This window comes from Paraburkholderia sp. BR10954, assembly GCF_040965775.1.
Lineage (GTDB): Bacteria > Pseudomonadota > Gammaproteobacteria > Burkholderiales > Burkholderiaceae > Paraburkholderia > Paraburkholderia youngii.
In genome coordinates this window covers 1-7,255 of the sequence record NZ_JBFRCK010000094.1, presented here as the reverse complement: position 1 = coordinate 7,255, position 7,255 = coordinate 1, and the positions used below count along the sequence as shown (strand labels likewise).

5 protein-coding genes and 1 pseudogene are annotated in these 7,255 nt (G+C 54.4%); 5 read left to right on the top strand and 1 reads right to left on the bottom strand.

The window, feature by feature from the left end; genetic code table 11:
* Both AB4Y34_RS40150 and AB4Y34_RS40145 read left to right on the top strand, forming a co-directional pair.
* On the top strand, positions 1 to 1,106 hold a 1,106-nt coding region (locus AB4Y34_RS40150; protein ID WP_368719153.1), incomplete at its 5' end, for a thioesterase domain-containing protein.
* A 103-nt stretch (positions 1,107 to 1,209) separates the two neighbouring features.
* Positions 1,210 to 2,661: a hypothetical protein gene (locus AB4Y34_RS40145; RefSeq protein WP_368719152.1), complete on the top strand. Its 1,452-nt coding sequence runs from the start codon at positions 1,210 to 1,212 to the stop codon at positions 2,659 to 2,661.
* A gap of 455 nt (positions 2,662 to 3,116) precedes the next feature.
* On the opposite strand, the gene AB4Y34_RS40140 is transcribed toward AB4Y34_RS40145, so the two are convergent.
* Complete coding sequence (locus AB4Y34_RS40140; RefSeq protein WP_176369925.1) at positions 3,117 to 3,695, bottom strand: transposase; 579 nt, start codon at positions 3,693 to 3,695, stop codon at positions 3,117 to 3,119.
* A gap of 159 nt (positions 3,696 to 3,854) precedes the next feature.
* On the opposite strand from AB4Y34_RS40140, the gene AB4Y34_RS40135 reads away from it, so the two are divergent.
* From AB4Y34_RS40135 to AB4Y34_RS40125, 3 genes and pseudogenes are all read left to right on the top strand, one after another.
* Positions 3,855 to 4,604, top strand: a complete 750-nt coding sequence (locus AB4Y34_RS40135) for a hypothetical protein (RefSeq protein ID WP_217910973.1) — start codon at positions 3,855 to 3,857, stop codon at positions 4,602 to 4,604.
* Between the two features lie 55 nt (positions 4,605 to 4,659).
* Positions 4,660 to 6,468 carry an ABC transporter ATP-binding protein gene (locus AB4Y34_RS40130; RefSeq protein ID WP_368719151.1) on the top strand — a complete coding sequence of 603 codons (1,809 nt, stop codon included), beginning with the start codon at positions 4,660 to 4,662 and terminating at the stop codon, positions 6,466 to 6,468.
* Positions 6,469 to 6,962: 494 nt separating this feature from the next.
* Positions 6,963 to 7,255, top strand: a pseudogene (locus tag AB4Y34_RS40125) (IS110 family transposase); the annotation flags it as partial.

Below are 7,255 nucleotides of genomic sequence, written 5' to 3'. Positions count from 1 at the left end.
ATGCCTATGCGCGGCGGGGCTACGAGGCGCCGCGCGGGGAGCTCGAGACGGTGCTGGCGCAGCTGTGGGCGGAGCTGCTGGGTCTGGAGCGGGTCGGTCGGCATGACCACTTCTTCGAGCTGGGCGGTCATTCACTGCTGGCCGTGCGGCTGCTCAGCCGAGCACTGGATGGCGGAATGAAATTAAGCGCTCTCGATCTCTTCGAAGCCCCCGTCCTGCAGGACCTTGCCTCCAGGGCCGAGATGGCCATGGAGCGTCATGTCCCTGGAGTGTTGCCGGTTCGTTTGGCGGGAACTCAGCCTCCCGTGTTCTTTGTTCCGACAGGCTATGGAGATTATTCGTATGTCTTCACTTTGGCAAAAGAAATGGAAGTGGATAGTCCGATCTACGCTCTGCCATGGCCCTCCTTCAAAGATCGTTCACTGACTCTTGAGGAGATCGCAACATATACACTATTGACGATGAAGAAGATTCAGCCACGAGCTCCCTACCGGATTGCCGGATATTCGTCCGGTGCGGTCCTAGCTTATGCGATTGCTCAGCAGTTGCTGCGCTTTGATGAAACGGTGTCCTTTCTGGGTCTTATCGATGCCCCGCTGCCAGCAAATTCTCCGAAAAAATCGGATGCCGAAATAATACTGGAAATGGTATTTGAACCTCTGGAGTCTTTGGACGATGAACGATTCGAACTGCTACAGCGCTGTGCTAGGAACAGTTCTGTCTCGCAACTACTCCAAAAGGCACAGGAAATCGGGGCGATAGTTGTAGAAGGGGATTTCTACGAAACCGCCGAAACGTATATCCATTTCCAGCACGCGTTACTGAACTATCAGGTTCCATCCCTGCAAGTCGAAATCCACCAGTTCTATGCATCTGAGCTTCCCCAGAATTTCCGGGCTGGGTGTACTCCGGATGCAACGGAGGCTAAGAAGATCGCACCTATGCATGGCTGGGACCGAGTTCTAAATCCCGAGGCCATTCACGCCATACCGATTCCCGGCGATCACGTGACAATGATGGCCGTGCCGGAAAACCGCCGGATTCTTGCACGCGCGCTTTCCTTATGCTTAAGCGGCACACCACACCGGCGAACAATAGGGCCCTGACGCTATGACAACGCGCTCGCACCATCTCGACAGTTACCTCCCGTCGACTTTCGAAGCCCTAACGCAAGGAGGGGACCCGCGGATCGAACTCGACACCGCCACAATGATCAACAAATACGGGGGACGACCGATACCAGATACAGGACTGTTAGCATTTGGCTCCGCCACGGCATCTACTATCTCCCTATCTGGCTACTCTGCTGCGCAACAATTACGCTCTCATCTCTTGAGTAGCTTACGGAAGAGAAATCCGGCGGATGTTTATTTGGAGGAGATGTCGAGGCTGCGTAGTGAATTTATCGACCTGTGTGGCTTAGGAGAACTATCTGGGTTGGAGGCTATTGTATCCGCTTCCGGCACAGATGCTCACATGCTTGTCGCAAGACTGGTGGCCGGGACCAGCTCTCGCACAACGTTGGCGATCATGGTTCAACCGGAAGAGACGGGGAGCGGTGTCGCGCGCGCTTTGGCGGGCGCCTTATATCATCGCTATCCGCCCGCGATGGACGATGAGAATGTGGGAGATTTCGGCGATGTCAATGACGTCGAGTCGATAGCAATTCGCTCACAGAACGGCAGTCTCCGATCCATTACTGCGGTTGATGACGAACTTGAAGCAACGGTATCGAGTGCTGTAAAGCAGTATGAGCGCATTTTGATCGTATTAACCGACGTCTCCAAGACCGGCGTGTTGGGCCCCAGTCCGGATCGCGTCCTCGAACTCAAGCGGCGCTGGCCAAACATCATCGAGACTGTCATCGATGCCTCTCAATTCAGGCTGGCATCGAGCACGTTAGTAAGTTACCTCCGTGCGGATAGTATTGTCATCATTACTGGATCAAAGTTTTTTAACGGCCCTCCATTTTCCGCAATGTTGCTGGTTCCGGCAGACGCAGCATGCAGATTGATGAAGCGGCCGGTCGATCCGGCACTTCGCGTCAATAGTGCGCGCGCAGAGTGGCCGCCACATTGGAATGGCATCATGTCGCTTCACAATGCAAGCAACTTTGGATTGCTTTTGCGGTGGGAGGCTGCCCTCGCTGAACTGCGGGCTTTTCACAGCATCCCCACGGAAGGTATCAGAAAGGTCGTGGAGAACTTCTATAACGCTATTACATCATGGATGAGTAACTCGCAACAGCTTAGTCTCCTGGAACAACCCGCCTTGCAGCGCCGTCCAACGGAAAACCATGCGACGTGGGATCAGATACCAACGATTTTTCCTTTCGTCTTGTTCGAGTTTGATAACCGAAGAAGGCCGCTGCGCGCGGAGGAGACCACCAAAATCTTCAATCGAATGAAAGCAGACCTTGGTGGGAGGGCGCGCGGAGTAAGACGGAAAATATTGTCCGCGCGTTGCGAATTGGGCCAACCCGTTTTATGTGGCGAGATCGATGGGGTTCCTGTTTCTGCGCTGCGAATGAGTCTTAGCGCGCGGTTAATTGTGGAGGCCGCTTGCGAGAGAGATAACAGCGCTGAATATCTAGTAGAACGTGCCATTTCTGTGTTGGAAAAAGTATCTCTTCTGGCTAAAAACAGAGTGCTTGCATCCTGACTTAAAACAGTCTTGGTCGAGCACCGGGCCTACTGGCGGGCGGCGATCGCGATAGTCAAGAGAACGCGAGATTTGCATTGGCCTTACTCGAATATGGTAATGCTTTTCAAGCGCGAACCAGTGGCACACTGACTCCGATTCAAGGCTGTCGGCCAACCTGCAACGGGAAAATGGTGCTGACATCATGAGCAAATAGAGACGATCACTTTGCAGTGCTAGCGGTGATGTGAAGCGGGTCGACCGGCGGGGAGTGCAACTCAATAGTACGGCGTGGATATCCATTCCCGGTTAGAGAATGAGGCCTCTGGACGCGTCTTTCATCAATGGGGGCATTTGATCCAACATGACCGGTTGTCGAGCCGCAGGTTCTTCACTATCTCACGCCGCGCGTGCATTGCATATATCAACAGGGAACTGGGATTGAGCTTGTCCTCAACGGGGAAGCGCTTGTGGTGTTAGAAAGCACTTTTGTTAAGGAATACGAAGTGGATAGGCATAAACACGGGGAGTACGACAGAAAGGCCGACCAGGGTTTCGGGGAATTGCCCTTGGTCTCCTGCCAGTCGGTGGAAGTGGTTGAGCCAGCCGAAGCCGTGATCGACCGCCCAGCGGCACGGCAACGGCACGAAGCCATTTTTCGCCTCAGTCCGCTTGATTATCTGAGACTCGATCTCTTCGTCGAGTGCGGCCTCTGCAGGCTCTTCGCAGGTATATCCCTGATCGGCGAACGCAACCTTGACTGTCTGGCCTTTGGCGTGCTGAATCTGGCGCGCCAATTCTCCGACCAGAGCATGCTCCTGTTCGTTGGCCGGCATTACATGCGAAGCAAGCAACTGCTCGAAGATATCGACCGCCATATGGACATTACTGCCGCACGGCGGAAAGTCATTGGGCAACAAACGCCACGGGATAGCCGCGCGCATGATCCAGCGCAGTGCATCGAACATCTCGCGCAATTCGTTGCAGCGACGCGGCGTGTCTTTGTTCATCAACGTCAGATACGCAGTGGCGAAGTACCAATCTTCACCCGATATATCGGTTGGCTATGGCCTATGCTCTTTTGTCCCGTCAGGATACAAAGCCCGGAACAAAGAGCCTAACGTGCTCTAGATCATTGATGACCCTATCCATTCGGGGGGCTGTAAGAAAGAATATGAGCGATGCGATTTAACGATTCCCGTCGGAGTTCGGAGATGAATTTGAAAATATTTTCTTTGCGAGAGAGGCCGGAACTTATTCCTCTTGTTTTTTCGAGCGAGTTAGATAGCATGTGGCCGGACTTTATGCGCCATGATCGCACCGCAAAGCTTTATTTTGGCGCGGGAGTCTTCTCAAGATACTTAGACTTCGCGTATGCTGGACTTGTCGATGAGGAGGTCGTTGGGCGCGCTTTCGGCGTTCCATTTGCTTCAAACATCGAGGGCCGCATGGAATTGCCGGACGGCGGTTGGGATGAGGTTATCCGCTGGGCTCACGAAGACAGTCTGCTAGGCCGTGAACCAACGACGATAAGCGCACTCGAAATTACCCTACTGCCAAAGGCGAGAGGTTTTGGTAATGCGCTGGCACTGCTGAATGCGTTGAAGCAATGTGCCAAAATGGCGGGATTCTCAAAACTTTCGGTCCCCGTTCGGCCAAGCCAGAAACACCATGTGCCCAGTATGCCAATGTTCGAGTATACCCGACTCCAACGCCCCGACGGTTTGCCGACGGATTCTTGGTTGCGAACCCACCTCGGTGCTGGAGGAAGGCTCATGAAAATTGCCCCTTATTCTATGACCATCGTTGGAACGATTTCGGAATGGTCACGATGGACAGGGAAAATATTCGAACATTCTGGACCTGCTGAGGTCGATGGGGCATTGGTGCCGGTGCTCGTTTCAATGGAGCAAAATTGCATCGTTTATGTCGAGCCAAATGTGTGGTTTCAATACGAACTATGATTGATGAGGTGTAATTCTTTCATTTCACGAAGTGAGATACGTCGATATATCAAAGATGACGAAAAAGAAACCTTGGTTTGACATGCGGGCGTTTAAGTACGTACTAGTCTTTACTGTACGATACTGGCGCAAACAGCCCGTGAGAATTTCCGTGATCGCGACGCTCGCATTACTGGCCACCCTTGCCGAGGTGGTGACGCCATTCTTTTCTGGGCGACTGGTGGATGCGCTGACAGCTAGTGCCGGTGATATGGGCTTGAAGTCCACTGCGTGGCACCATGCAGCAAATACCTTTGGTCTGCTGATTGCATTGGGAGCTGGCACGACCTTGGCGAGACATTTCACGCTTCACAACATCATGGTGCTGACGTTGAACATGATAAGCGATGTCGCGTCGAGCGCTTTTTGCCGAGTGCAACGTCTCTCGACCGATTGGCATACAAATAATTTCGCCGGTTCGACAGTACATAGGATCACGCGCGGTATGTGGGCGCTAGAACTGATGAACGACACGCTCCTTCTCGCGTTGCTGCCTTCTCTGCTGATGCTGGGTGGCGCGACGATACTGCTTGGTGTCCGCTGGCCGCTGATGGGTGTCCTGGTTGGCGCAGGTTCGCTGCTGTACATTACGGTCGCAGTGTCGCTATCGCTCGGCTATGTAGCGCCCGCCGCGCACATCAGCAATCTGTGGGACACCCGCATGGGAGGTCGGCTTGCCGACGCGATAGCCTGTAACTCGCTCGTGAAAGCGTTTGGCGCCGAGAGCCGAGAAGAAGCTAGGTTTGCCCGCATAGTCAGCAAGTGGGGTACGCATGCGGCTCGCATGTGGGCGCGCAGCACGACCAATGGTGGAGTGCAGAGCGGCATGCTCGTGCTGATGCAAACCGCGATGCTCAGTGCCGCACTATGGTTCCGCGTGCGCGATGAAGCAAGCGTCGGCGACATCGCGTTTGCGCTAACAATGTTCTATGTCTTGCAAGGTTATCTACGCGAAGTTGGTACGCACGTACGCAACCTGCAACGCTCTGTGAATGATATGCAACAACTAGTTCTGCTTGAGCAAGAGAGATCTGGCGTCGAGGACCGGCCAGGTGCGCGTCCTATCGAGATTCGACGAGGGGAGATTTGCTTCGAGCGCGTGACTTTCCAATATGACAAAGTCCGCGAGCCCTTGTACGAGGATTTCTCAGTAACCATTGCCCCCGGTGAGCGCGTTGGCCTGGTGGGCCGTTCAGGGTCAGGAAAGACTACGTTCATAAAACTAATCCAGCGGCTCTACGATCTCAGCGATGGTTGCATAAGGATTGACGGGCAAGACATTTCCCAAGTTGAGCAGACTTCGCTGCGACGGCAGATCGCTATCGTGCAACAAGAGCCGTTGTTGTTTCACCGCTCGCTAGCGGAGAACATCGCATATGGTAAGCCGGACGCGACGCAGGCCGAGATCGAGCAAGCTTCCGCGCTAGCGAACGCGCACGAGTTCATTGCCGCGTTACCGAACGGATATGCCACGCTGGTGGGCGATCGCGGCGTGAAGCTTTCGGGCGGTGAACGTCAGCGAGTGGCTATCGCTCGTGCTTTCTTGGCAGACGCGCCAATCCTTATTCTCGATGAAGCGACCTCGAACCTTGACCGCGAAAGTGAAGTGCTGATTCAGCAGGCGATGGAGCGGTTGATGGTTGGGCGTACGACACTCGTGGCTGCACACCGCCTGTCCACGGTTCGCGCGCTCGATCGGCTGCTGGTGTTTGATCACGGCCGCCTCGTCGAGGAAGGAAGCCACGATCGGCTCGTTCAGCTCGATGATAGTACTTACCGTCGGTTGTTTGATCGGCAGGGATTCGGGTTAGCTCGCGAGATTTGACGAGGTTGTGTGCTGCCGTTGCTGACGAGCAGATCAAACGGCGACAAATCGGAAGCGTTTCCCGGCGCACTTCGATACCAATCATCCAGTTGGATTCGCACGAATGCCCACAGAAACTGTGGATAACCCGACCAACCGGACCGAGGGAATGCGGATACGATACAAAGAGGCAGTGAAGGAAAAGCAACTTGAAAGGGGGCCATGCCATGCAATACGTGGGTATGGTCCCGAAGGCAGGCGGTAATATGGAAGGTCCTTTCAGAGAAGTCAGGAGAGTTGCCGCTTGGTAAGTGGGGGCGTTCTCCATTTGTCGTTCGGCCGCACTTCTTGCTTGACGCTCTACAGGACAAGGTCGCGCAATCCGTAATTGCAGGCAGATGCGCTAAAGAAGGCGGACCCTCGCGGGCCGGCGGCGTCAAAGTGCCCTAAAGGAAGATCATTGAGATCCTCACAGGCAAACCGGAGGGGAACCAAACGAACGATACGACGGTCGGGTGGATATCGCGAAGAACATCTTCCAGCTTCATTGGGTGGACGCCGGCACGGGTGAGATCGCGAACCGACAGCTGAAACGGGATACATTCCTTGAGCATTTTGCGAATGGCGAACCATGTCTGATCGGGACGGAGGCCTGTCGCGGCTCCCAGCACTGGGCGCAAGGATTGATTGAGATGGGTGATCAGGTCAAGCTAATGCCGGCGAAGCTCGTCCAGCCATTGCAATATCGGCAACAAGAACGATCCCGCTGACGCTCGCGCGATCTGGATGGCCTTGGTCTGGACTGCGA